The following is a 23,404-nucleotide window of genomic DNA, read 5'->3' on the forward strand; positions in this document are numbered from 1 at the left end:
TAGACAAATTTTGGTTTAGTTGTTTACACGATCTATCTCTTATCAGATGCGTACAAATACCTAATAAACAAAGGAGTATGAAGATGCCTATCGAACAACATCGAGAAAAAATCGGTCAATTCAACAACAAATCACAGAAATATATGACGGAAGATAACCTAAAAAGAAATCTAAGCTCACTTGCAGACAGCTTTGGGCATTATCCTGTCGGTAGAGGAGTCTGGTCGCCGACAGGAATATTGTACTTATTAAGTGTTGGTCAAAATCTTCGGATATCGGAAGCAAATCTACCGAATCGACAGCGTGCAGTGCAAGAAACGACTGCTGCATTTGAAGTGGATACATTTGTAGAAGCACGACAACAAGGGAATGAGACCTCTTTACATTCTTTAGTGTCAAGTTCTACTGCGGCTCCCCAGCGATTTACCCCATTTACGCCGAATCATTCGTCTATACCTACCAATTCGACGATTGAGGTTGCATTGCCTTCGAATTCACTCATTTATTTAGTAGAGAAGGCCCATCAGTGGAGCATAGGGCTGCACAAAATGGCGCATCGAATTGCGCAAGTCGAAAATTGCACGACTACGAGCGAGATCTTTCACCAAAACCCTCTTGGACTTTGGAATAGCGCCAATCATACACAAGCTCATTTTAAAACTATTTGTCAGACAGCTATTACAAAATCACAAACAACCAATGAAGAACGAAAAAGTATGCCTGCGAGTATTCAAAAATTTTCTTTTAAAAAGCAAACAATAGAGAAGACAACACACAGATTCACTGCCGAAGAAGCAGCCAAAAAAATGAAAACGGTATTTGAATCAACGGTGGAAGAATTCTATCAAACAAAAAATAGAAGAACGAAAGAAAAAACAAAAAAGCATGGAACTCCTATTCCTGAAGCGCCAATCGTTGATGCTTTTTGGGGAGAACTGACCGAGCTCTTTACGACATTTTTCGGTAAACCTGAAAATGCTACATATACAGAGCAACCAGCAGACACGAATGGATACTCAGTGATGGATCATTTGGTTGAGTGGCTGACTCAGACGTTCTCAGTCAATCATTCGTCCTATGATACGATGGATAGCAAAATAAATCAGAATTCGAATATTCCTCTAGCGTCAGTTTTACCTGATCAATCCCAGACACAAGCTTCAATGGCGGAACCAGCTGTCAAGGAAGTGGTGGCAGAAGCGATATCACCTTTATGGGAACTCACGAACAAATTGGCGGAAAAACTTGATCACTTCATAAAAAAATATGATTTTTTAGTCACAAGAGGCGTAGAGGCAGCGCCCATTATTGGTCGACCAATGCCCGATCAATCTACGACTGTTCAAACTGTTGAAGGGAATCTAGAGGATCAACTCCTACTTCCTTCTATGGATTCTGGATATGAACAAGTCATTCAAATCATTGAAGCAATCTCTAAAAATAAAAAACCTACGGGGATTTTGTCCCCATTACCGAACTTTTATTATGACGAGTTGCTTTCTCAAAGAAGGAATCAAACAGCTCAAGTGAACACGTATTTAAAAGAATTTTTTGTTGATCAGAATTTACTTCCTACGCAAGCGACCGATCTGGAATTGATTAAAGTTGTCCAACGATGGGCCGGTATGAATTGGAAAAATGAAGAGTCTCTGTCCTCCGCTAGAGCACAGTATCTCGCTTACCGGATACTTACCGGATATGGGATAGAAAATGTCCGACTAGGGGATTTCTTATCGGACATAAAGTTACAGTCGATCTATAATCAATGGAAAACGAATACATTGTTGATTGATTATCAATTTAAAGAAATCAATGAAAAAACGGAGCAGTATCGCTTATCACCTGTAGAGGATGATGCAGTGATTCGACTACAAAATCAAAAAAAAATAAATAATCAAATTTATGCGGATTTTAAGCATCAGCGCCCAGAGACTGTTTCTAAGGGGACCAAAATTCTAGCGATTTATTACCATAAAAATAGTTTCAACAGGCGATCAAAAACAGTAGAAGTAAACGCAATCGTTGAAGAATTTCTTTACAAGCATCGAATTTATTTGAATAAGCCAACGCCTGAAAAGTTAATCTATTGGCTGCAAAAATGGATTTTTAATGGCAAACTGTACGATGAAATCCTCCAAAGGGAGTTAACAGCAGCCAACTTACTTTTGAAAGCCTATGGATTGACAGAGAAACATTTAACGGTCAATATGGCACGAGCGATTTTGTTGCAATGGGAAGAAAATAATGCGCAGATCGGTTATACATACAAGAAAGCTAAGAAAAAAATTCTGGGCATCGATATCAATAAAATCAAAAAGGATCAGGAAAAGGAACGTAAGGAACAGATGAATCAAAAAATCGAACTGTTTCTTCGTGAAAATAATATAGATCCACCTCTAAAGAACCTTCATGAACCAGTAGAATCATCACGAATGCCATCAATGAATGATCAAGTTATGGCACGCCAAAGAGTAGCGGAATTTTTATCGGAGCAAGATGTTGCTTGTAATGCATCGGATCCCAATGTTTTTGCTGAAACTGTGTCAAACTGGATATTACTTGAGGGAGCAACTAAAGACATCATTGATATGGTAAAAGTCAAACAAATCGCCCAAGTGATCCTCGATGAAAAGGTAGATGGTGTTATTTCAAATGAACATGCTGAAATCACTTTTACGAAATGGTTGTGGGAGTTGATTGAAGCCGATGAATCATTATTGACTGTAGTGCCACGATCAGTGAATAATGAATCCATACTTGAAAATAGTACAGTCTCAACTTCTACAGACATAAACGAGACCACTCTGACAGAATCACCGATCAAAGAAGAAAAGAAATCGAAAGAAACAGCAAATAGTGAGCAATGGCGTAGTCCAAAATTATTAAAACAAGTCGAAAATTTCTTTCGTAATAAAGGTCTGTTGATTGGCATGGCGACAAAAGAAGATGTTCTGAGTGCGATGGGGCGATGGTTCATCGAAGGTGAGAAGCAAACGGTCATCATGCCTGAGAAAGTTCAGGCAGTTGCTTCTTTGATCTTAAAAGAATTGAACTTATATGGTGGCGGTCCAGATGAAATGATTTCTGATTCCAGTGCAGAAAGAACGGTGATGAAGTGGGCGTTTGAGAATGTATTGGGGAGCTCGATCGAAGCGTACATCGTAAAGAAAATCGTCGATTCCCCTGATCCATCAGCCTTTACGATTGGTCATCTTAGAAAATTGCTCATGTTTGAAGAATTAAAAAAAGCAGGAGTGATCAACCTATCTCCGCCATCCAATACTTTACAACAGGGCAATCAAGCAGGCGACACAGAGATGTTTTTTAGGAAACTTTGGATTTCTTTGTCCAACCGAGCGTTGCCAAATTACTTATTGAAGTCAAGCAATCTTTCAGATAATTTATTGATTTCTGATTATAATTCATTGATTCAATTAACAGGTGAGAGCTTAATGACAGATTTAGGTTTTGCTAGACAGTTTAATCAGACTGAGAAGCAATTGCTAGGTGAATTTTTCTTAGAAACGCTTAGTGTTGAAGGCATCCGTCACTTTGAAGAGTTGTCCTTCCTTTTAACGCCAGCTTTGCTCACTGTGGCGCAACTAGAACCTGATAAAATGCAAGAAGCGCTAGTGAAAGGAAACCTTATCGAAGTAGCACTGACTACCTTTATCGGTTATTCACAAAGAGGTTATCTCCAGATGATGAAGATGCAAGCGATTGCGGATGATCTTGTTCTTACGTATCGACAAGCTGTGACCAACTGGCGACGAAAGCTTGTGTTAGTAGATGAGGTACTAGCAGAGTGTAATCGACTTGGCATAAGACTTGATTTGGCTGCGAGTCAAGTGTATCTAGCTGGTGGTAACCCTTGTCCCGGTCCATGGATCCCACCAGATCTTGAGAATTGGTATACTCGATTGACAAAAGATGTCTCAGAATCCTTTCACTTGCTTAATGAGTTTTTGATCCAGCTTTCAATCCAATCGATCCGAGAACAGGAGTTGGATTTTATCTTTTCTCCTGATAGCCGAATTTATGAAGCTTCGGCTCAATTCAAGAGTGAAGTCCGTCAATATCAGTACCCAATGAATTTACGTTCAGTTCCTCCGCTTTTATTTTATAAACAGGAGGAATTATTGAACTCGACGCTCAATTTGAACCAAACAGATCTGATCGTTGTCCTCAAGGGAAACGAAGAACGATGGTATGCGTTGAAACAAGTGGAAAATGGTGGCTATAAATTTTATCGTGTGGACAAAGATCCCTTTTTATTCCTTACCTATGGCCTGATGGATCAGAAAGATATTTGGGATGGGCAATTTCGAAAAAATGGGGATATGATCCGGATTGGCAAGAAAGATTATACATTCACAACGAAAGTGCATACCGATAAGGAATTTTCTCGTGGAGATACGAAACAGACACTCGCCAATCAAATCAGTTTGAAGCATCGAGATGCGCTCTATCAACAGTTATACGACTCAGGCAATGAACAAACGACCGCTACAAAAGTCTGGAATGTTTTAAAACACGTGATCCCTTTTTATGATTGCGTGGTGGGTATCTCCGAACAAAATGCTGAAGAAGCAGTACCTAATTGTCTGATTGATGCGGTCTCATTGATCCCACTTCTAGGTCAGGTGACGACTTTCAACATGCGGTTTGCCTTAGGAGTCGCAAAATCTGTCGTTAAAAGTGGGATGAGTGTGACGCTAAAAAACAGCGCACGCTTTCTGCCGACGCTAACCGAACTTAGCGGGCTAATCATAAATACGATACGTTATTTGGAGCCGGGCGTGGAGTTGATCGCAGGTAGTGGACGCTTCATTTTGAAACGTTTAGTCAAATTTAGCAATGAACAATTTATTGGAAAAGAATTAAAAGCAGCATTAGCAAAATTAGGCGAATTAGGAAGTCAACAGACTGATTGGACAAAAAAATATGTGACCGCTCGCTTAGCAAAGGATGGTCCAGAAGTCCGAGTGAAGCGTATGTCAAACCATTTATACTTGAGGGTAAATGACCTTAGAAATGGGGATGTGTTTGGGAAATATTTTACCTTAAGAGGTACCCAGTTGAGAGAATTTGAAGGACCTGCTACCTTCACACCAAGACAAAAGGTAGTGATCCAACGACTTTCAAGAACATTGGACGTTGATCAAGTATTCGTAGAAGAACCCAATTTAAATCCTAAAGCTTATGGAGAAGGGAACGTCTTTACATTCAAAAAAAGAGATGGTCAACGAGTTTCTGTGCTTCAAATGGATGGGCATATGATTCCTGTCGAAATAACTGTGCTCAAAAAGCATGGCGTACGCTACGATGTTTCTGATGGAGAAAAGCTTTTACCTGTCAATTTCAATGGGATTGAATGGTATTTTGAACCATCTACATCGCCAATGGTGAGGAAACCTGTAGAAATAGATATAACGAACCGAATCAATCAATTTGAGGCATTATGGGACCCAAGTATCCTTTCACCCCCAGATGAACGAGGTTTGATGTGGAATGCGGAGGGGAGGTCTTATATTAGAATCAACGATCGCTATCTTCCATTGATCTTACTGGATAAAGATGTAAATCGGTACCATCTAGTAAAAAAAGATATCCTTGAAACGATGACTATCTTACGGTTCGATCCAATTAACCGCTCATTTAGATTCGAAACTGAGCTTGAAAAACAAGCGATTGACATTCAAAACCAGATCAGAAGAGCCGGAGAAAGTGATGAGGTGATACCAGGTACTTCAAGCGGAACTGTTGGCACATCCCAAGGGGAAAAAACGTCACAACAGGTAACTCCATCCTATCCACTACTACCAAATACGCCAGGTAAATGGGAAGAATGGAATAAAATCAGGGAAGCAGTGGCAGTGTTCACAGATCCGCTACCAAGGACGGTCGATAAAAATGTAGAACCTAAGAAATTAACTACTTTTATTCCCGAACCACAAGTCGAGGTTATGTTGAATGAGGAAAGTATGCGTCAATCAATATCTGAAGTAATTGCAATAATGTATCATTCACAACCTGTAGACTACAAAGTTTTTTCGGGTTTGGATCTTAGCAAGGTGCCTGATTACCTTCAACCTTATTTGAAAGAACTTTCAGATGGATTTTATGAAGCAATCAATTATTTCAAAACTACAAAAGAAAGATGTATTGAGTTGTTGAAACTAGATAACATTGCGGAAACTCCTGAAGGTAAGTATGCAGTAGAAATGTTTGACATGTATCTGATCAAAAATCGTGAACCTTATTTGAGGGAGATCTTTAAAAGACTATTATCTGTATCTGAAAAAGGCGAACGCTTTCTTCGCCAGTCAGCGGATTGGGGATTTAAAAATATTTGGATCGTCTCTACAGAGTTAGAAAAAAATGAAGCGAAGCAAGTATTCTATTCAAAGGTTGAAGCGATCCCAGAGGCATATGCGTTTATGATGAGTCATGATCCGGAGTGTCGAATCATATTTATTGCTGATATGAATCATATTGATCCAGATTATATGCCAAAACTACAGATATCTGTAGATCCAAAGGAAACTCTTATCCATGAAACAACACATATCATGTCCATGACATATGACGTTATTTCCAGCTATCCGTATATGGTGTCAGGATATTCGAAATCTGGAGCAGATGTTCGCAACCAATATTTCAGAAAGTATCCAGGTTTTTTCAAAACGGAGGAGTTTACTCGCTTTGTTGATCAGTTAGCAGATTACCAGAACTCTCCGATGTTATCAGAAGAAGCGGTTATACTTGCAGAAAAAACTGACGCGATGATGAGTATGAATATTCAAAGTCTTGATGCAGAAACCCTTACGATAATCATTAGAGATATTGCATTAGGGAATCCTTTCAATAAACGTCCAATCAATCAACGACCAAAACTCTTTAAACGAGACCTCAGCAATCAACAGAACAAACCAAAAATAAATGGTGAAATGCTGGTCTCTCTTGCATTAATGAATTCAGGACAGTTCAATATAGCTGAAAGAAATCTAGAATTGGGAGTTACAAAAAAACCGATAGTCCAGACTACTGCAAGTCCCTTGCCAACCAGTACGCCTAATAAAGAGAATACCAATCAGCAAGGCTCTGGACAAGATAAGACGAAACAAAGTAAGAAGAATCAGAATAAGAAGAATCAAAAAAAGCCGCGGATAAATAAACTGGTTGGATTTAGCACGAAAATCAGTGGGTTTGTGAATGAAGGACAAGTAAACACCTCAGCCAAAAAAAAGAGCGACTTAAATCTTCAAAAGTAATGAGACTAGGAAAAATTATACACTTTTTGTTCAGCAATTTACTGTGGAGCAACGATCCAAGAATAAATGATCAATACCTACGGAGGTCGGGACAGCAGCGTGTCATCTCGAGAAATAAGGCGTCATCCACGAAAATGGTTCTTCAACTTTTTGTGGATGACGCTTTATTTCTCGCAGAGGGTCCTTCTTTTTCCGCCGTTTATACGGGGTGGGCGAATGACCCAGCCCTTTATTATTTTTCCCTTATTAAAGCAACATATATTTTACATTTAGTAAGATATAGTTTACAATCAGAGTGACAGAGAAGAATGGAGGTTAACTATCAAGTTGAAAAACATCCGAATGAAACTCGCGCGTTTAGCAAATGATTTAAGTCAAGAAGAATTGGCCCAACGTGTAGGCGTGACAAGGCAAACGATTGGATTGATTGAAGCAGGGAAGTATAATCCCACACTCAAGTTGTGTCAGGCCATCTGCCATGAATTAAATCAAACACTAGATGATCTATTTTGGGAGGATAAAGATGAAAAAGAATAAACTTAAAGATGAACGTATCGTACAGGTCAATAATCAAATACAAAGTGAAGCCTTTTTGTTATTATTGGTATTATTAGGGACTTCGATCTTTGTAAAAAGTTATTTGTTGGAGCAACCAGTTTCTGAAGTGTTTACCGAATTATTGTTGCTAGGAGTAGCGTTCATCTATTTATTGATCCGTGGCTCACTGATTGGTCACGAGCTTATCGATCAATCCAAACATGCAAAGAAATTACGAGTGTTAGCAGTCATTGTTGGAAGTGTATTCGTTTCTGCAGTTACTGGGGTGAGGAATTATACCTTATATCATGAGTTATACACTGGTTATTTCGATCCTCATTTTTTAGCGATTTTAGGGATTACATTTATATCTTCAGCTTTATTTATGTCTGCCTTAGTGTTTTTGGTTTCTTCTGTCAATCGATTTGGGCAGAAAAGACTTGAAAGTAAATTAGAGGATGAAAATGAGGAAAAATGACTGCTGAAAAAGATGATACAAGGATCGATCCATTAGGGATAACAGAGATTCCGCTTGTGTTTTGATAGAGACTAACGCATAATAGGAGGAGCGAAAATGGAAGTGAATGTTACTAGAGATACGGGATTTTACGGAATGGGTAGTCCAATCACATTACGGGTGGATGATCGGAAAATCAGTTTGGGGCAAAACCAATCTGTTACTCTAGATGTAGACGTCCCGTTTCAGATGCAAGTCACCTTTTTTTGGCTCAAAAGTCCAGTCTATACGATAGCAGAACCAACTAAAAACTATCGGATCACGATGAATTTATTGCTATTACAGTTATATCCCGTACTTTTCTTGTTTACAGGGATCAGTGCTGTTGCTATTCAAAGTATCCTTTATAGTTTACTGATCGTCGTCGTAATGATTGGTTTCTTTCTATTTATAAAAAATAAAGCATATGTCATCAAGGAGGCTAGTGATGAAGAATTCTGATCTTTTTTTGAGTAGCTTTAATCGGATCGAAAAATGGATGCAAGAAGAGATGGGGAATCCACGAAATATGGGGTTCACTGAACTCGTTCGTCGTTTAGCACAAAAGCAACACCAAAGTATCAAAAAATATGAGGATGACTTACTACAATTGGCTCAATTACGTAATGCGATCGTGCATGATCGGATCGCCGTCGATTTTATTATCGCTGAACCTAATGAATGGGCGACGAAGCGTATGCAAAGAATCGAGCAAGAACTGATTCGTCCAGAAACAGTGTTACCGCGTTTCGCAAAGCATGTAACTGGGTTTGAATGGGACATCCCATTACCTAGTTTGTTGGAGACGGTTGCTCAAAAGCGTTATTCTCAGTTCCCGCTTTATCATAAAGGAACATTCAAAGGATTAGTGACGTTGCGGATGTTAGGTTTTTGGTTAGCCAAAGAAAGTCATCATGGTGTGATCGATCTTCAAGGGAAAATAGCTGCCGATCTGATCACTCAAGATGGTAAGTACACCAATTATCATTTTGTATCCGCTCAGACAACGATTGCTGAAGTAGAAAAAATGTTTGGCGAGCAGGGTACGCTTGAAGCTGTGTTGATCACCAAAAACGGTGACCCTAACGGAAATTTATTAGGGATCATCAGACCAAGAGATATTTATCATGAAGTAGAAAAGGAATGATTGTTTGTTAGCGATATATTGGATTATAAGTGCGTTGATCATCGGCTTAGATCAATGGGTAAAATGGTTGATCGTCGATAACTTTGCTTTAGGAGAAACGAAATCAGTGATTCCAGGGATCTTGTCCTTGAATCATATCCGTAATTTCGGAGCAGCTTGGAGTTTACTAGAAGGAAAAATGTGGTTTTTTACTGTCGTGACGATCATCGCAGTTGTAGTGATCTTGACGTTGATGATCAAAAATCGTAGCAACGGAAATCGTTGGTTCATGATCGGTCTGACATTGATCCTAGCTGGGGCGATCGGTAACTTTATCGATCGTGTCCGTTTAGGTTATGTGGTCGATATGTTCCAAACCGATTTCATGAATTTCCCGATCTTTAATGTGGCGGATATTTCTTTAGTGATCGGTGTGATCTGTGTATTGGTTTATATTATTTTAGATGAAAAGGAACAACGAAAAAAATGACACAATTAAAAGCAACGATCAAAGAAGAAAAAGGGCGGATCGATAAAGTTCTAACAGGATTATTTCCGGATCATAGTCGTTCACAAGTCCAACAATGGTTAAAAGACGGTGCCGTATCAGTAAATGGGGAACCAGTAAAGGCGAATTACAAAGTGAAATCGGCGGATACGATCATTATTGATGTGCCAGAACCTGAAGAACTTGAGATCCTCGCAGAAGATTTACCGATCGAGATCGTCTATGAAGATGACGACGTAGCTGTGGTCAATAAACCACAAGGCATGGTCGTTCATCCTTCTGCTGGTCATGCCCAAGGAACACTAGTCAATGCGTTGATGTACCATATGAAAAATCTATCATCGATCAATGGCGTGATCCGTCCAGGGATCGTCCATCGAATCGATAAAGATACGTCTGGATTATTGATGATCGCAAAAAATGATCAAGCCCATGAAGCTTTGGCACAGCAATTGAAAGATAAAACTTCCCTAAGAAAATATATTGCTTTAGTCCATGGCGTTATTCCTCATGAAAAAGGGACGATCAATGCACCTATCGGGCGCTCAAAAGTCGATCGAAAAATGCAAGCGATCCGCGAAGATGGAAAACCAGCTGTGACGCATTTTACTGTACTAGAACGTTTTGAGAATTTCACTTTAGTAGAGTTACAATTAGAAACAGGGCGTACGCATCAGATCCGTGTGCATATGAAGTATATTGGTTATCCTTTAGCAGGTGATCCCGTATATGGACCAAAGAAAACCCTCAAAGGCAATGGCCAATTTTTACATGCGAAATTATTAGGTTTCACTCATCCTCAAACGAATGAACGAATGACCTTTGAGGCACCATTGCCAGAAGTTTTTGAAAAAACTTTAGAGAAGTTGAGAAAAGATATTGCTTTTTAAAGTACTTAACGGTATAGTAATAAACAATAAAAGAAAAACTTAATAGAAGTCCTTTAAGTTTAGTCCCGTGAGGCTAAGAAGGGTGTGAGTAAGAATTCCTGTGGTGCGCCATAGCGAGACTTGCTCAATGACGTCGCATACACAAAGCGACCAGTGTAGTAGTATACACTCAGTCTAAACATTCCTCCTGTCCTCTTAGGGCAGGAGTTTTTTTGTGTAAAAAATGGAGGGGGAAAAATGATGCAAGCAAAAGAAGTAGTGGATCAAGTAACGATGAAACGAGCGTTAACACGTATCACTTACGAAATCATCGAAAGAAATCAAAGTATCGAAGAGATCGTCTTAGTCGGGATCAAAACGAGAGGGATCTATATCGCTGCTCGAATTGCCGAACGTCTGAAACAACTCGAAAATATCGAAGTACCTGTAGGAGAACTTGATATCACATTGTACCGTGACGATAAAAAAGAGATCGCTCAAGAACCAGAATTGCATTCTTCAGATATTCCAGTCAGTTTAGAAGGAAAAGAAGTTATCTTGATCGATGATGTGTTATACACAGGACGGACGATCCGCGCTGCAATGGATGCAGTCATGGACTTTGGTCGTCCAAGAAAAATCTCACTAGCAGTTCTAGTTGATCGGGGACACCGAGAATTACCGATCCGCGCAGATTACGTAGGCAAAAATATCCCTACAGCAAAAAAAGAAGAAATCTTAGTAGAGATGCAAGAATTAGATGGACAAGATCGCATCATGATCTTAAACGAGGAAAAGTAGAGGAGTAAGGCAAGATGGCAGAAGAAAAAAAGTTCCACAACGATAGTGTGGTATTAGACATCCATGATCGACCAACCATTGGACACTGGGTGGGATTAAGTTTACAGCATTTATTCACGATGTTCGGTGCAACTGTCTTAGTACCGATCTTAGTCGGAATCGACCCTGGGATTGCTTTGGTCAGTTCAGGATTAGGAACGATCGTTTACTTGATTACAACAAAAGGGAAGATTCCAGCATATTTAGGCAGTAGCTTTGCGTTCATCGCCGCTATGCAGATGTTGATGAAAACCGACGGCTTCCCGGCGATCGCACAAGGCGCGATGACAACAGCACTTGTCTATCTGATCGTTGCGTTGATCATCAAGAAAATCGGTTCGGCTTGGTTAGACAAAATCTTGCCACCGATCGTGGTTGGCCCAGTCATCATGGTCATCGGTTTAGGTTTAGCTGCCAACGCAGCAAACAACGCGATGTTCAATCAAGACCATTACGATTTCAAATATCTATCAGTTGCGTTGATCACTTTAGGATTGACGATTTTCTTCAATATGTTCTTACGCGGGTTTCTAGGATTATTACCGATCTTGCTTGGCATCATCTCTGGTTACATCGTGGCTTTACTTTTCGGGATCGTTGACACCCAACCAATCATCGACGCACCATGGTTCGCGCTGCCTAACTTTGAGATTCCATTTGTGCAATATCAACCGAAGTTATATATAGGGGCAATCACTACGATGGCACCGATCGCCTTTGTCACAATGACCGAACACATCGGCCATTTGATGGTCTTGAACAAATTGACCAAACGAAATTTCTTTGAAGATCCAGGCTTACACCGTACATTGACAGGAGATGGCTTGGCTCAATTAGTGGCAGCTTTTGTTGGTGGGCCGCCAGTGACAAGTTATGGTGAAAATATCGGCGTCTTGGCAATCACTCGCGTACACAGCGTGTTCGTCATCGGAGGCGCAGCGGTCTTCGCAGTGATCCTTGGCTTCATTGGCAAACTAAGTGCTTTGATATTAAGTATTCCTGGGCCAGTCATTTCAGGTATCAGTTTCATCCTATTCGGAGTGATTGCGGCAAGTGGGATGAAAATCTTAGTCGAAAACAAAATCGATTTTGATAAAAAGAAAAATCTATTGATTGCTTCAGTCATCTTAGTCGTAGGTATCGGGGGATTAGTCCTGGAAGTCGGGACATTCACTTTATCTGCCATGGCACTAGCAACAGTTTTAGGAATCATTTTAAATCTTATCTTACCAGAAACTTCACGCAGCGAAGAAAATTAAGGAGGACATCGCATGATCATCAAATCAGAACGCATCAGTTTAAAACACTTATTAACGGTAGAAGCATTAACAGACCAAGAAGTAATGGGGTTGATCCGACGAGGACAAGAGTTCAAACAGGGCGCAACTTGGTCACCACAAAAATCCCAATATTTTGCAACGAACTTGTTCTTTGAAAACAGTACACGAACGCATAAAAGTTTTGATGTAGCAGAAAAGAAACTTGGTCTTGAAGTGATCGAATTTGAAGCAAGTACAAGTTCAGTTACAAAAGGTGAAACATTATACGATACCGTTCTAACGATGTCTGCACTTGGGGTGGATGTAGCTGTTATCCGTCATGGAGATGAAAACTACTATGACGAATTGATCCAAAGTAAAACGATCCAATGCTCGATCATCAATGGCGGTGACGGTAGCGGGCAACATCCAACGCAGTGCTTACTTGATTTGATGACGATCTATGAAGAATTTGGCTATTTTGAAGGCTTGAAAGTGGCGATCGTCGGAGATATCACACATTCTCGTGTCGCAAAATCGAATATGCAGATGTTGAAACGTCTTGGCGCACAGGTTTTCTTCTCAGGTCCAAGAGAATGGTATGACGATGAATTTGAAGTTTACGGTCATTACTTACCACTAGATGACTTGCTGGATCAAGTCGATGTCATGATGATGTTACGTGTGCAACATGAACGCCACGATGGAAAAGAAAGTTTTTCAAAAGAAGGCTATCATCAAGAGTACGGCTTGACAGTCGAACGCGCTAAAAAAATGCAAAAACATGCAATCATCATGCACCCGGCACCAGTCAATCGAGATGTCGAATTGGCGGATTCACTGGTTGAAGGGTTACAGTCACGGATCATTCAACAAATGAGCAATGGTGTATTTGTCAGAATGGCGATCTTAGAAGCTGTATTAAGTGGAAAAGCATAAACATAAGAGGAGGAAGAAACATGAAAACACTCATTAAAAACGGTCAAATCAATACAAAAAGAAATGAAACAACACCAGCAGAAATTTGGATCGAAGAAGGAAAGATCAAAGCAATCGGTACAGGCTTTCCTGAGGCTGAATTTGATGAAGTGTTTGATGCACAAGGGCAGTTGATCACACCTGGATTAGTGGATGTCCATGTCCATCTGAGAGAGCCTGGCTTTACTTACAAGGAAACGATCGAAGCTGGCACGAAAGCAGCTGCTCGAGGTGGGTTCACCACTGTTTGTGCGATGCCAAATCTTGACCCAGTACCTGATACAGCAGAAAAATTAAAACAAGTCTATGACATCATCAAACGTGATGCTGTCGTCAAAGTATTACAGTATGCACCGATCACTGAGAATCTTCGAAGTGAAGAACTGGTCGATCAAGAAGCATTGATCAATGAAGGCGCATTTGCTTTTACCAATGATGGTGTCGGCGTGCAAACAGCAGGCACGATGTACTTAGCGATGAAAGAAGCTGCGAAAAACAATAAAGCACTTGTTGCTCACACAGAAGATGAATCATTATTATTTGGCGGTGTGATGCACGCAGGAGAAAAAGCAGAAGAGCTAGGGTTGCCAGGTATTTTGAGTGTGACTGAGTCTTCTCAAATTGCTCGTGATCTCCTATTAGCGGAAGCAACAGGGGTTCACTATCATGTCTGCCATGTTTCAACAAAAGAAAGTGTGCGGGTGATCCGCGATGCGAAAAAAGCCGGGATTCACGTGACTGCAGAGGTTTCACCGCATCATCTGATCTTGATCGATGAAGATATCCCAGAAGATTTTGGTTTTTGGAAAATGAATCCACCGTTGAGAGGCAAAGCCGATCGCGAGGCATTGATCGAAGGCTTGCTTGATGGCACGATCGATTGTATTGCCACCGACCATGCCCCACACGGATTAGAAGAAAAAAGTCAAAGTTTCTTGCAATCACCATTCGGGATCGTTGGAAGTGAAACAGCCTTCCAACTCGTGTATACACATTTTGTTGAAACAGGAAAATTCACACTAGAGCAAGTGATTGACTGGATGGCAGTCAAACCAGCAGCCATCTTTGGTTTGGAAGCTGGCACCTTGACGATCGGCGCACCAGCAGACTTGGCAGTTTACGATATTGCGCATTCCGCAGTAATCGATAAAAAAGATTTCTTATCAAAAGGCGAGAACACACCTTTTGTCGGTTGGGAAATCAAAGGGGAAACATTGATGACATTTGTCAACGGAAAACTTGTTTGGTATAAGGGGGAATAATTGGATGGAACGGTTGCTGATTTTAGAAGATGGCACAGTATTTAAAGGGAAATCATTTGGCGCGACAGCCAATGTGTTTGGAGAAATCGTCTTTACGACAAGTATGACAGGATATCAAGAAACGATCACAGATCAAAGTTTTAATGGACAGATCATTACATTTACGTACCCGATGGTAGGGAACTATGGCGTCAACCGTGATGATTATGAATCGATTGCACCAACGTGTAAAGGTGTAGTGGTCAAAGAGCATGCACGTGTTGCGTCAAATTGGCGTAACCAAATGACATTAGACGAGTTCTTGAAACAAAAAGGAATCCCTGGTATCTCTGGCATCGATACACGGGCGTTGACACGAAAAATCCGTGAAGTTGGGACGATGAAAGCCAGTATCGTGGATGCAGGCGACACATTTGAACATGCGTTTGACCAACTAAAAGCAACCGTCTTGGCAACGAACCAAGTCCAACAAGTTTCAACCAATAAACCTTATCCTAGCCCAGGAACAGGAAGAAATGTGGCAGTCATTGATTTTGGATTGAAACATAGCATCTTACGTGAATTGAGTAAGCGTGACTGTAATTTAACGGTCTTACCGTACAATACGGATGCGGAAACGATCCTTTCATTATCGCCAGACGGCGTGATGTTGACGAATGGACCAGGGGATCCGAAAGATGTACCAGAAGCGATCGAGATGATCAAACAAATCCAAGGCAAGATCCCGATTTTCGGGATCTGCCTAGGGCATCAACTTTTTGCACTAGCCAATGGGGCAGATACGTACAAGATGAAATTTGGTCATCGTGGACTGAATCATCCTGTGCGTGAAGTTGCCACAGGAAGAATCGATTTTACGTCACAAAACCATGGCTATGCGGTAGATGAACAAACGATCGATCCGGAAAAATTACTTGTCACTCATGTGGAAGTCAATGATGGCACAGTCGAAGGTGTCCGTCACCGTCGCTATCCTGCCTTCAGTGTGCAATTCCATCCAGATGCAGCACCTGGCCCACATGATGCACTACATTTATTTGATGAATTTATGGAAATGATGGACGCTGGAAAGGAGCAATTCTAATGCCAAAACGCACAGATATCAATAAAATCATGGTGATCGGTTCTGGTCCGATCATCATTGGTCAAGCCGCTGAGTTTGACTATGCAGGTACACAGGCTTGTCTTGCTTTAAAAGAAGAAGGCTACGAAGTCGTCTTAGTCAACTCCAATCCAGCAACGATCATGACTGATAAAGAAATTGCCGATCAAGTCTACCTAGAACCAATCACATTAGAATTTGTCTCGCGAATTTTACGAAAAGAACGTCCTGATGCGATCTTACCGACATTAGGTGGGCAAACAGGTTTGAATATGGCAATGGAATTAGCTGAATCAGGAATCTTGGACGAATTAGGCATCGAATTATTAGGGACGAAATTAAGTGCGATCGACCAAGCAGAAGATCGTGACTTGTTCAAAAAGTTGATGGAAGAATTAAATCAACCAATCCCAGAATCAGAAATCGTGACAACGGTGGAAGAAGCAGTCGCCTTTGCCAATAAAATCGGTTACCCGATCATCGTTCGTCCAGCCTTCACACTAGGGGGTACTGGTGGTGGTATGTGTGAGAATGAAGCCGAACTACGACAAATCGCGGAAAATGGCTTGAGTTTGTCGCCTGTTACCCAATGTTTGATTGAACGTAGTATTGCAGGCTTCAAGGAAATCGAATATGAAGTGATGCGCGACTCTGCCGATAATGCCATCGTTGTCTGCAACATGGAAAATTTCGATCCAGTCGGTATCCATACAGGGGATTCGATCGTCTTTGCTCCAAGCCAAACATTAGCAGACCATGAATATCAAATGTTAAGAGATGCATCACTATCGATCATCCGTGCATTGAAAATCGAAGGTGGCTGTAACGTTCAGTTAGCATTAGACCCTCATAGTTTCAACTACTATGTCATCGAAGTGAACCCACGTGTTTCACGCTCCTCTGCTTTAGCAAGTAAAGCGACCGGCTATCCGATCGCAAAATTAGCAGCTAAAATCGCGTTAGGCTTGACCTTGGATGAAATGAAAAATCCAGTAACAGGAACGACTTATGCTGAATTTGAACCTGCATTGGACTATGTAGTAGCAAAAATCCCACGTTGGCCTTTCGACAAATTCGAAAACGGTGAACGTGTCTTAGGCACGCAAATGAAAGCAACCGGCGAAGTGATGGCGATCGGTCGTAACATCGAAGAATCTTTATTAAAAGCCGTTCGTTCATTAGAAATCGGGGCGCACCACCTTGAATTGCCAGAACTGAAGACAGTCAGTGAAGAACGTTTGATGGAGAAAATCGTCCGAGCACAAGATGATCGTTTATTCTACTTAGCCGAAGCGATCCGTCGTGGCTATCCGATCCAAGAATTGGCAGACTTGACGAAAATCGATTTATTCTTCTTGGATAAATTGTTGCATATCATTGAATTAGAAGAGGAGCTTTCGGCACAACCGAATCAGCTGGATCTACTTCTTACTGTGAAACAAAATGGCTTCACAGATCGAAAAATTGCGGAATTGTGGAAAACGACGACGGAAGCGATTCGCCAATTACGTACGGAAAAGAACATTCAACCTGTTTACAAAATGGTCGATACGTGTGCGGCCGAATTTGAATCCCACACACCTTACTTCTATAGTACGTATGAAATCGAAAATGAAAGCCATCGTTCAGAAAAACCGTCTGTTCTAGTACTTGGTTCTGGACCGATCCGTATCGGACAAGGGGTAGAATTTGATTATGCGACAGTTCATTCCGTCAAAGCCATTCAACAAGCAGGCTATGAAGCAATCATCATGAATAGTAATCCTGAAACCGTTTCGACAGATTTCTCGATTTCTGATAAACTTTACTTTGAGCCTTTGACTTTTGAAGATGTGATGAATGTCATCGAGTTAGAACAACCAATCGGTGTCATCGTCCAATTTGGAGGACAAACAGCGATCAATCTAGCTGAACCATTAGCAAAAGCAGGTGTAAAAATCTTAGGCACAACGATCGAAGACCTTGATCGTGCAGAGAACCGTGATTTATTCGAACAAGCGTTACAAGAATTAGGGGTGCCTCAGCCACTAGGAGATACTGCGACAAGTAAAGAAGAAGCAGTTGCAGTTGCCAATAAAATCGGCTACCCAGTACTTGTTCGTCCAAGCTATGTCTTGGGAGGTCGGGCAATGGAGATCGTCGAGAACCAACGTGACCTAGAAGATTATATGGAACATGCGGTCAAAGCTTCACCAGAACATCCAGTCTTAGTCGATCGTTACTTGATCGGTAGTGAGTGTGAAGTCGATGCGATCTGTGATGGCGAAACCGTTTTGATCCCAGGAATTATGGAACACATCGAACGTGCTGGAGTCCATTCAGGCGATTCGATGGCGGTTTATCCACCACAAGCACTGTCAGAGGAAATCAAGCAAACAATCGAAGATTACACGATCCGTTTAGCACGAGGGTTGAATTGTATCGGGATGATGAACATCCAATTCGTGATCCATGACAACCAAGTATATGTCATCGAAGTGAACCCACGTGCGAGTCGAACGGTTCCTTTCTTGAGCAAAGTGACGAATATCCCGATGGCACAGATCGCGACAAAAGCCATCTTAGGAGAAAAATTGAAAGACTTAGGCTATGAAGATGGTTTGTACCCTGAAACTGCCAACGTCCATGTCAAAGCGCCAGTTTTCTCATTTACGAAGTTGCATAAAGTGGACACTTATTTAGGCCCAGAGATGAAATCGACAGGTGAAGTCATGGGTTCGGATCAAAACTTAGACAAAGCGCTGTATAAAGCGTTCGAAGCATCTGGTTTACGCTTGCCTGATTATGGTGCTGTCTTGTTTACGATCGCCGATGAAACGAAAGAAGAAGCCTTAGGTCTAGCAAAACGCTTTGCAGAAATCGGCTATAGCTTATTGGCAACGAAAAATACCGCAGCGTTCTTTGAGCAACACGGACTTGTGGTGACCCCAGTAGCTAAAATCTCTGAGGAAACAAAAGAGAAAAATGTCGTTGACCTGATTCGTGCGGGCAAAGCACAAGTAGTCGTCAATACCATTGATAAAGATCGTGGGAATGCGTCAAAAGATGGTTTTATCATTCGACGTGAAGCAGTAGAGCATGGCACGCCATTGTTTACTTCCCTTGATACTGCGGATGCGATCGTCCGCGTGATGGAATCCCGAGCATTTTCAACACAAGCAATCTAATCGTGGAGGGCAATTGCCCTCCTATTTAAAAAATGAAAAAAGCAAAGCAGTCTAGCGAAAAAGTCCCAAAACATAGGAGTGTAGAGATGAAACAAGAAGTAATGAAAATCGTTCACCAACGGCAACTAGCACCACGAATCTATGAAATGACACTGACCGGGGAATTAGTCAAAGAAATGACACGACCTGGACAATTCCTTCATATTCGGGTACCCCGAGCAGATTTGTTGTTGCGCCGACCAATCAGTATCAACCAGATCGATCAATCACAAAAAACTTGTCGTATCATCTACCGTGTAGAAGGAGACGGAACAAAGCATTTCGCAGAATTGACTGCTGGTGATTCTTTAGACGTCTTAGGGCCTTTAGGGAATGGCTTCGATCTTTCAGGATTAACGAAAGAAGATGAGGTCTTCATTGTCGGTGGAGGGATCGGTGTGCCTCCTTTATACGAACTATCGAAACAGCTGAAGGAACGAGGCGTCAAAGCGATTCACTTTCTAGGCTTTGCTTCACAAGAAGTAATGTATTATGAAGAAGAATTTCTAAAGCTAGGTGATACAAGGATCGCAACAGATGACGGCACCTATGGACTGCATGGGAATGTCGGTAATCTATTGCTTGCGGCAAAAGATAAGCCTGCTGCTGTTTTTGCCTGCGGTTCAAATGGATTACTAAAGACAGTGGAACAGCTTTTCGCCGGTCATCCTAACGTCCAACTGTCATTAGAGTCTCGCATGGCTTGCGGTGTCGGTGCATGTTACGCATGTGTCTGTCATGTCCCAGGCGATGAAACAGGAACGAAAAGCTTGAAAGTCTGTGATGAAGGACCGATTTTCCAAGCAGGAGAGGTGATTTTATGAGTGACCCTTTAGCAGTTAAACTTCCAGGATTAAACTTGAAGAATCCGATCATGCCAGCAAGTGGTTGCTTTGGATTTGGCAAAGAATATGGCAAATACTACGATTTGAACCAGCTTGGCGCGATCATGGTCAAGGCGACGACACCTAAAGCGCGCTTTGGTAATCCCACGCCGCGAGTAGCAGAAACACCATCTGGTATGCTCAACGCGATCGGGTTGCAAAATCCTGGAATGGAAGTGGTCATGGAAAAATCGCTACCTGAATTAGCCACCTATAAAGATTTGCCGATCATAGCAAATGTCGCTGGCGCCTGTGAAGAAGACTATGTTGAAGTTTGTGGCAAGATCGGTGATGCACCGAATGTCCATGCCATCGAACTGAATATCTCGTGTCCAAATGTCAAACATGGCGGAATTGCTTTTGGTACTGACCCAGATGTGGCGTTCCAACTGACACAAGCGGTGAAAAAAGTGGCGAATGTCCCTGTCTATGTCAAATTATCTCCTAATGTGACGGATATCGTGCCAGTGGCACAGGCGATTGAAGCTGGCGGCGCCGATGGGTTTACGATGATCAATACCTTGCTGGGGATGCGTATCGATCTGAAAACTAGAAAACCGATTCTTGCCAATCAAACAGGCGGTCTCTCAGGACCAGCGATCAAACCGGTGGCTATTCGTTTGATCCATCAAGTGGCAAGTGTCTCAAACTTGCCGATCATTGGGATGGGCGGTGTGCAAACCGTTGATGATGTACTGGAGATGTACATGGCAGGTGCAAGTGCAGTTGCTGTTGGGACAGCCAACTTTACCGACCCTTATATCTGTCCAAAACTGATTGCAGACCTACCAGCGAGAATGAGCGAGTTAGGCATTGAGTCTTTAGAGCAATTGATCAAAGAAGTGAAAGAAGGTAGAAATCAATGAATCAACGACCAATTATTGCTTTAGATTTTTCATCTTGGCAAGAAGTAGAAACCTTTATGCAACGTTTCCCAGAAGACGAAAAGTTATTCGTTAAAATCGGTATGGAGCTCTTTTATCAAGAAGGACCAATCATCGTTCGTTGGTTAAAAGACGCTGGACATGACGTTTTCTTAGATTTGAAATTACATGATATCCCAAATACCGTGGAAAAAGCGATGCGAGGCCTAGCAAAATTAGGCGTAGACATTACTTGTGTCCATGCTGCCGGCGGTATCCGTATGATGGAAGCGGCGATGCGTGGCTTGACAGATGGAACACCCGAAGGTAAGAAACGACCTTTACTTTTAGCAATCACGCAACTGACTTCCACAAGTGAAGAAGAGATGCACCATGATCAACTGATCGAAGTACCCTTAGAAGAAAGTGTGATCCACTACGCAGCTTGTGCAAAAGAAGCAGGTTTAGATGGGGTCGTATCTTCAGCACTTGAAGTGGCATCGATCAAAGCAAAAGCAGGTGACACATTTACGTGTCTAACCCCTGGCATCCGACCGGAAGGAACAGTTGCTGGTGACCAAACCAGAATCGTGACACCAGCCCGCGCAAAAGAAATCGGCTCAACCTTTATCGTTGTCGGTCGACCAATCACACAAGCAGAAGATCCTTACCAAGCCTATCAAACAATCAAAGCAGAATGGAGTCGTTGATCTATGAATATCGAACAAACTATTGCCAAAGACCTTTTAGAAATCGAAGCTGTTTTCTTAAGCCCAAACCAACCATTTACTTGGGCAAGTGGCATCAAAAGCCCCATCTATTGTGACAATCGCATCACGATGAGTTATCCAAAAGTAAGAAAAGAAATCGCTCAAGGATTAGCTGAAAAAATCAAGCAAGAATTTCCAGAAGTCGAAGTGATTGCTGGAACAGCAACCGCAGGAATCCCTCATGCAGCTTGGGTAGCTGAGATCTTAGACTTACCAATGGTCTACATTCGCAGCAAAGCGAAAGCTCATGGCAAAGGGAACCAAATCGAAGGACGGATCTTTGAAGGACAAAAAATGGTGGTCATTGAAGATTTGATCTCAACAGGTGGAAGTGTGTTAGAAGCCGCTGAAGCAGCTAAACGAGAAGGTGCAGATGTTTTAGGTGTCGCAGCTATCTTTACTTACGAGTTGCCAAAAGGAAAAGCTAACTTTGAAGCAGCGGGTCTACCATTGGTTACTTTGACGAATTATTCTGTGCTGATCGAATTTGCTTTAGAAAACAAAACCATCGACGAAACAGAATTAGCTTTACTAAAAGAATGGAAAAAAGATCCTGAGAACTGGGTGACGGATTAATTAGAACAAAGGGCGAAAAACAATTGTTGTTTCAGCCCTTTTTCTATTTGTGGAACAGCCAACTCTTTATGATACATAGTGAAAACTATTCTTTTATAAATGAAAACCTCTAAAGATAATAAGCTGAAAATTTGCGAATTCAAGTTATTTAATGATAACATTATCGGAAAAGTCATCTCAAGGAGGAGGAATCTTTATGGGATTGAATGAATTTATTTTAGGACTAAATAACTTAGAAAGAATCACACGGGCGCCAGGTTTCTTCAAACATACTGAACATACCGTCGCGGCTCATTCGTATCGTGTGGCTTCGATCGCGCAAGTTTTAGGGGATATCGAAGAACTCCATGGGCAACCAATCGATTGGAAACTCTTATATGAAAAAGCGCTGAACCATGATTACACTGAACGTTTTATCGGCGACATCAAAACACCGGTAAAATATGCAAGTAAAGAGTTGCGGGGGATGCTACAGACCGTCGAAGAAAAAATGACGGATGAGTTCATCAATCAAGAAATTCCCGAAGCTTTACAAGACGTCTATCGTCGCCGCTTGTTCGAAGGAAAAGACGATACGGTCGAAGGCGAATTATTAGCAGTTTCAGATAAAATCGATTTGTTGTACGAATCATTTGATGAGATCAGTAAAAACAATCCGGAAAAAGTCTATAAAGAGATGTTTATTGAGGCAGTCACAACGATCAAAGGCTTCGACCATCGACCTTCCGTCCAATATTTTTTCAAGGAGATCTTTCCGGAGTTGCTCAATCAAGAATTCTATGGAAAAGAGGATTTCTTAGCAGCTGTGTCAAACATTGTCAAAAAAGAAAAAGAATAGTCGAAGTGCCTTGTAG

The 23,404-nt window shown here is 41.5% G+C and carries 19 protein-coding genes; 18 read left to right on the forward strand and 1 reads right to left on the reverse strand.

The features are described 5' to 3' along the window. The first annotated feature begins 83 nt into the window (after window positions 1-83). The 7 genes from IGJ39_RS06575 (at window position 84) to IGJ39_RS06605 (ending at window position 10,831) form a co-directional block, all read left to right on the forward strand. On the forward strand, window positions 84-7,274 hold the full coding sequence (locus IGJ39_RS06575; RefSeq protein ID WP_195339263.1) for a QWxxN domain: 7,191 nt from the start codon (window positions 84-86) through the stop codon (window positions 7,272-7,274). A 342-nt stretch (window positions 7,275-7,616) separates the two neighbouring features. Next, window positions 7,617-7,811 (forward strand): helix-turn-helix transcriptional regulator, encoded by a 195-nt coding sequence (locus tag IGJ39_RS06580; RefSeq protein WP_196768995.1) that lies wholly within the window; start codon window positions 7,617-7,619, stop codon window positions 7,809-7,811. Next, window positions 7,798-8,289, forward strand: coding sequence for a DUF6773 family protein (locus IGJ39_RS06585; protein ID WP_019723662.1), 492 nt, complete (start codon window positions 7,798-7,800; stop codon window positions 8,287-8,289). The genes IGJ39_RS06580 and IGJ39_RS06585 overlap by 14 nt, the downstream gene beginning before the upstream one ends. 96 nt (window positions 8,290-8,385) lie before the next feature. Then, entirely contained in the window at window positions 8,386-8,769 is a 384-nt protein-coding gene (locus IGJ39_RS06590; RefSeq protein WP_019723661.1) for a hypothetical protein, read from the forward strand. Next, window positions 8,756-9,454: a CBS domain-containing protein gene (locus IGJ39_RS06595; protein WP_019723660.1), complete on the forward strand. Its 699-nt coding sequence runs from the start codon at window positions 8,756-8,758 to the stop codon at window positions 9,452-9,454. The genes IGJ39_RS06590 and IGJ39_RS06595 overlap by 14 nt, the downstream gene beginning before the upstream one ends. 4 nt (window positions 9,455-9,458) lie before the next feature. Next, window positions 9,459-9,923: a signal peptidase II gene (gene lspA / locus IGJ39_RS06600; RefSeq protein WP_019723659.1), complete on the forward strand. Its 465-nt coding sequence runs from the start codon at window positions 9,459-9,461 to the stop codon at window positions 9,921-9,923. Beyond that, complete coding sequence (locus tag IGJ39_RS06605) at window positions 9,920-10,831, forward strand: RluA family pseudouridine synthase (RefSeq protein WP_195339264.1); 912 nt, start codon at window positions 9,920-9,922, stop codon at window positions 10,829-10,831. Before lspA ends, IGJ39_RS06605 begins: the two co-directional genes overlap by 4 nt. Window positions 10,832-10,890: 59 nt before the next feature. Here IGJ39_RS06605 and IGJ39_RS06610 read toward each other — a convergent pair whose 3' ends face one another. Then, on the reverse strand, window positions 10,891-11,013 hold the full coding sequence (locus IGJ39_RS06610) for a hypothetical protein (protein WP_256209227.1): 123 nt from the start codon (window positions 11,011-11,013) through the stop codon (window positions 10,891-10,893). 58 nt (window positions 11,014-11,071) lie between these two features. Here IGJ39_RS06610 and pyrR point away from each other — a divergent pair, with 58 nt between their 5' ends. The 11 genes from pyrR to IGJ39_RS06665 all read left to right on the forward strand — a co-directional run bounded on the left by pyrR (window position 11,072) and on the right by IGJ39_RS06665 (window position 23,388). Further along, window positions 11,072-11,611: a bifunctional pyr operon transcriptional regulator/uracil phosphoribosyltransferase PyrR gene (gene pyrR, locus IGJ39_RS06615; protein WP_029594119.1), complete on the forward strand. Its 540-nt coding sequence runs from the start codon at window positions 11,072-11,074 to the stop codon at window positions 11,609-11,611. 14 nt (window positions 11,612-11,625) lie between these two features. Next, the gene (locus IGJ39_RS06620; protein ID WP_010735517.1) at window positions 11,626-12,909 is read left to right on the forward strand and encodes a solute carrier family 23 protein; all 1,284 of its coding nucleotides are present in this window, start codon (window positions 11,626-11,628) and stop codon (window positions 12,907-12,909) included. Between the two features lie 12 nt (window positions 12,910-12,921). Further along, complete coding sequence (locus IGJ39_RS06625) at window positions 12,922-13,848, forward strand: aspartate carbamoyltransferase catalytic subunit (protein WP_023519624.1); 927 nt, start codon at window positions 12,922-12,924, stop codon at window positions 13,846-13,848. A 20-nt stretch (window positions 13,849-13,868) separates the two neighbouring features. Further along, a complete protein-coding gene (locus tag IGJ39_RS06630; protein ID WP_019723657.1) occupies window positions 13,869-15,149 on the forward strand; it encodes a dihydroorotase in 1,281 nt (426 codons plus the stop codon). 4 nt (window positions 15,150-15,153) lie between these two features. Continuing rightward, window positions 15,154-16,233: a carbamoyl phosphate synthase small subunit gene (locus tag IGJ39_RS06635; protein WP_066025534.1), complete on the forward strand. Its 1,080-nt coding sequence runs from the start codon at window positions 15,154-15,156 to the stop codon at window positions 16,231-16,233. After that, a complete protein-coding gene (gene carB, locus IGJ39_RS06640) occupies window positions 16,233-19,418 on the forward strand; it encodes a carbamoyl-phosphate synthase large subunit (RefSeq protein ID WP_019723952.1) in 3,186 nt (1,061 codons plus the stop codon). Before IGJ39_RS06635 ends, carB begins: the two co-directional genes overlap by 1 nt. An 86-nt stretch (window positions 19,419-19,504) precedes the next feature. Continuing rightward, window positions 19,505-20,281 carry a dihydroorotate dehydrogenase electron transfer subunit gene (locus IGJ39_RS06645; protein WP_019723951.1) on the forward strand — a complete coding sequence of 259 codons (777 nt, stop codon included), beginning with the start codon at window positions 19,505-19,507 and terminating at the stop codon, window positions 20,279-20,281. Beyond that, the gene (locus IGJ39_RS06650) at window positions 20,278-21,207 is read left to right on the forward strand and encodes a dihydroorotate dehydrogenase (protein ID WP_438764337.1); all 930 of its coding nucleotides are present in this window, start codon (window positions 20,278-20,280) and stop codon (window positions 21,205-21,207) included. Before IGJ39_RS06645 ends, IGJ39_RS06650 begins: the two co-directional genes overlap by 4 nt. After that, window positions 21,204-21,914, forward strand: coding sequence for an orotidine-5'-phosphate decarboxylase (gene pyrF, locus IGJ39_RS06655; protein WP_019723949.1), 711 nt, complete (start codon window positions 21,204-21,206; stop codon window positions 21,912-21,914). The genes IGJ39_RS06650 and pyrF overlap by 4 nt, the downstream gene beginning before the upstream one ends. A gap of 3 nt (window positions 21,915-21,917) precedes the next feature. Next, window positions 21,918-22,550: an orotate phosphoribosyltransferase gene (gene pyrE / locus IGJ39_RS06660; RefSeq protein WP_010735509.1), complete on the forward strand. Its 633-nt coding sequence runs from the start codon at window positions 21,918-21,920 to the stop codon at window positions 22,548-22,550. 196 nt (window positions 22,551-22,746) lie between these two features. Beyond that, the gene (locus IGJ39_RS06665) at window positions 22,747-23,388 is read left to right on the forward strand and encodes a YfbR-like 5'-deoxynucleotidase (RefSeq protein ID WP_019722833.1); all 642 of its coding nucleotides are present in this window, start codon (window positions 22,747-22,749) and stop codon (window positions 23,386-23,388) included. Window positions 23,389-23,404: the final 16 nt, after the last annotated feature.

Source organism: Enterococcus sp. AZ140 (assembly GCF_051714405.1).
In the GTDB taxonomy this organism is placed as follows: domain Bacteria; phylum Bacillota; class Bacilli; order Lactobacillales; family Enterococcaceae; genus Enterococcus_B; species Enterococcus_B pernyi.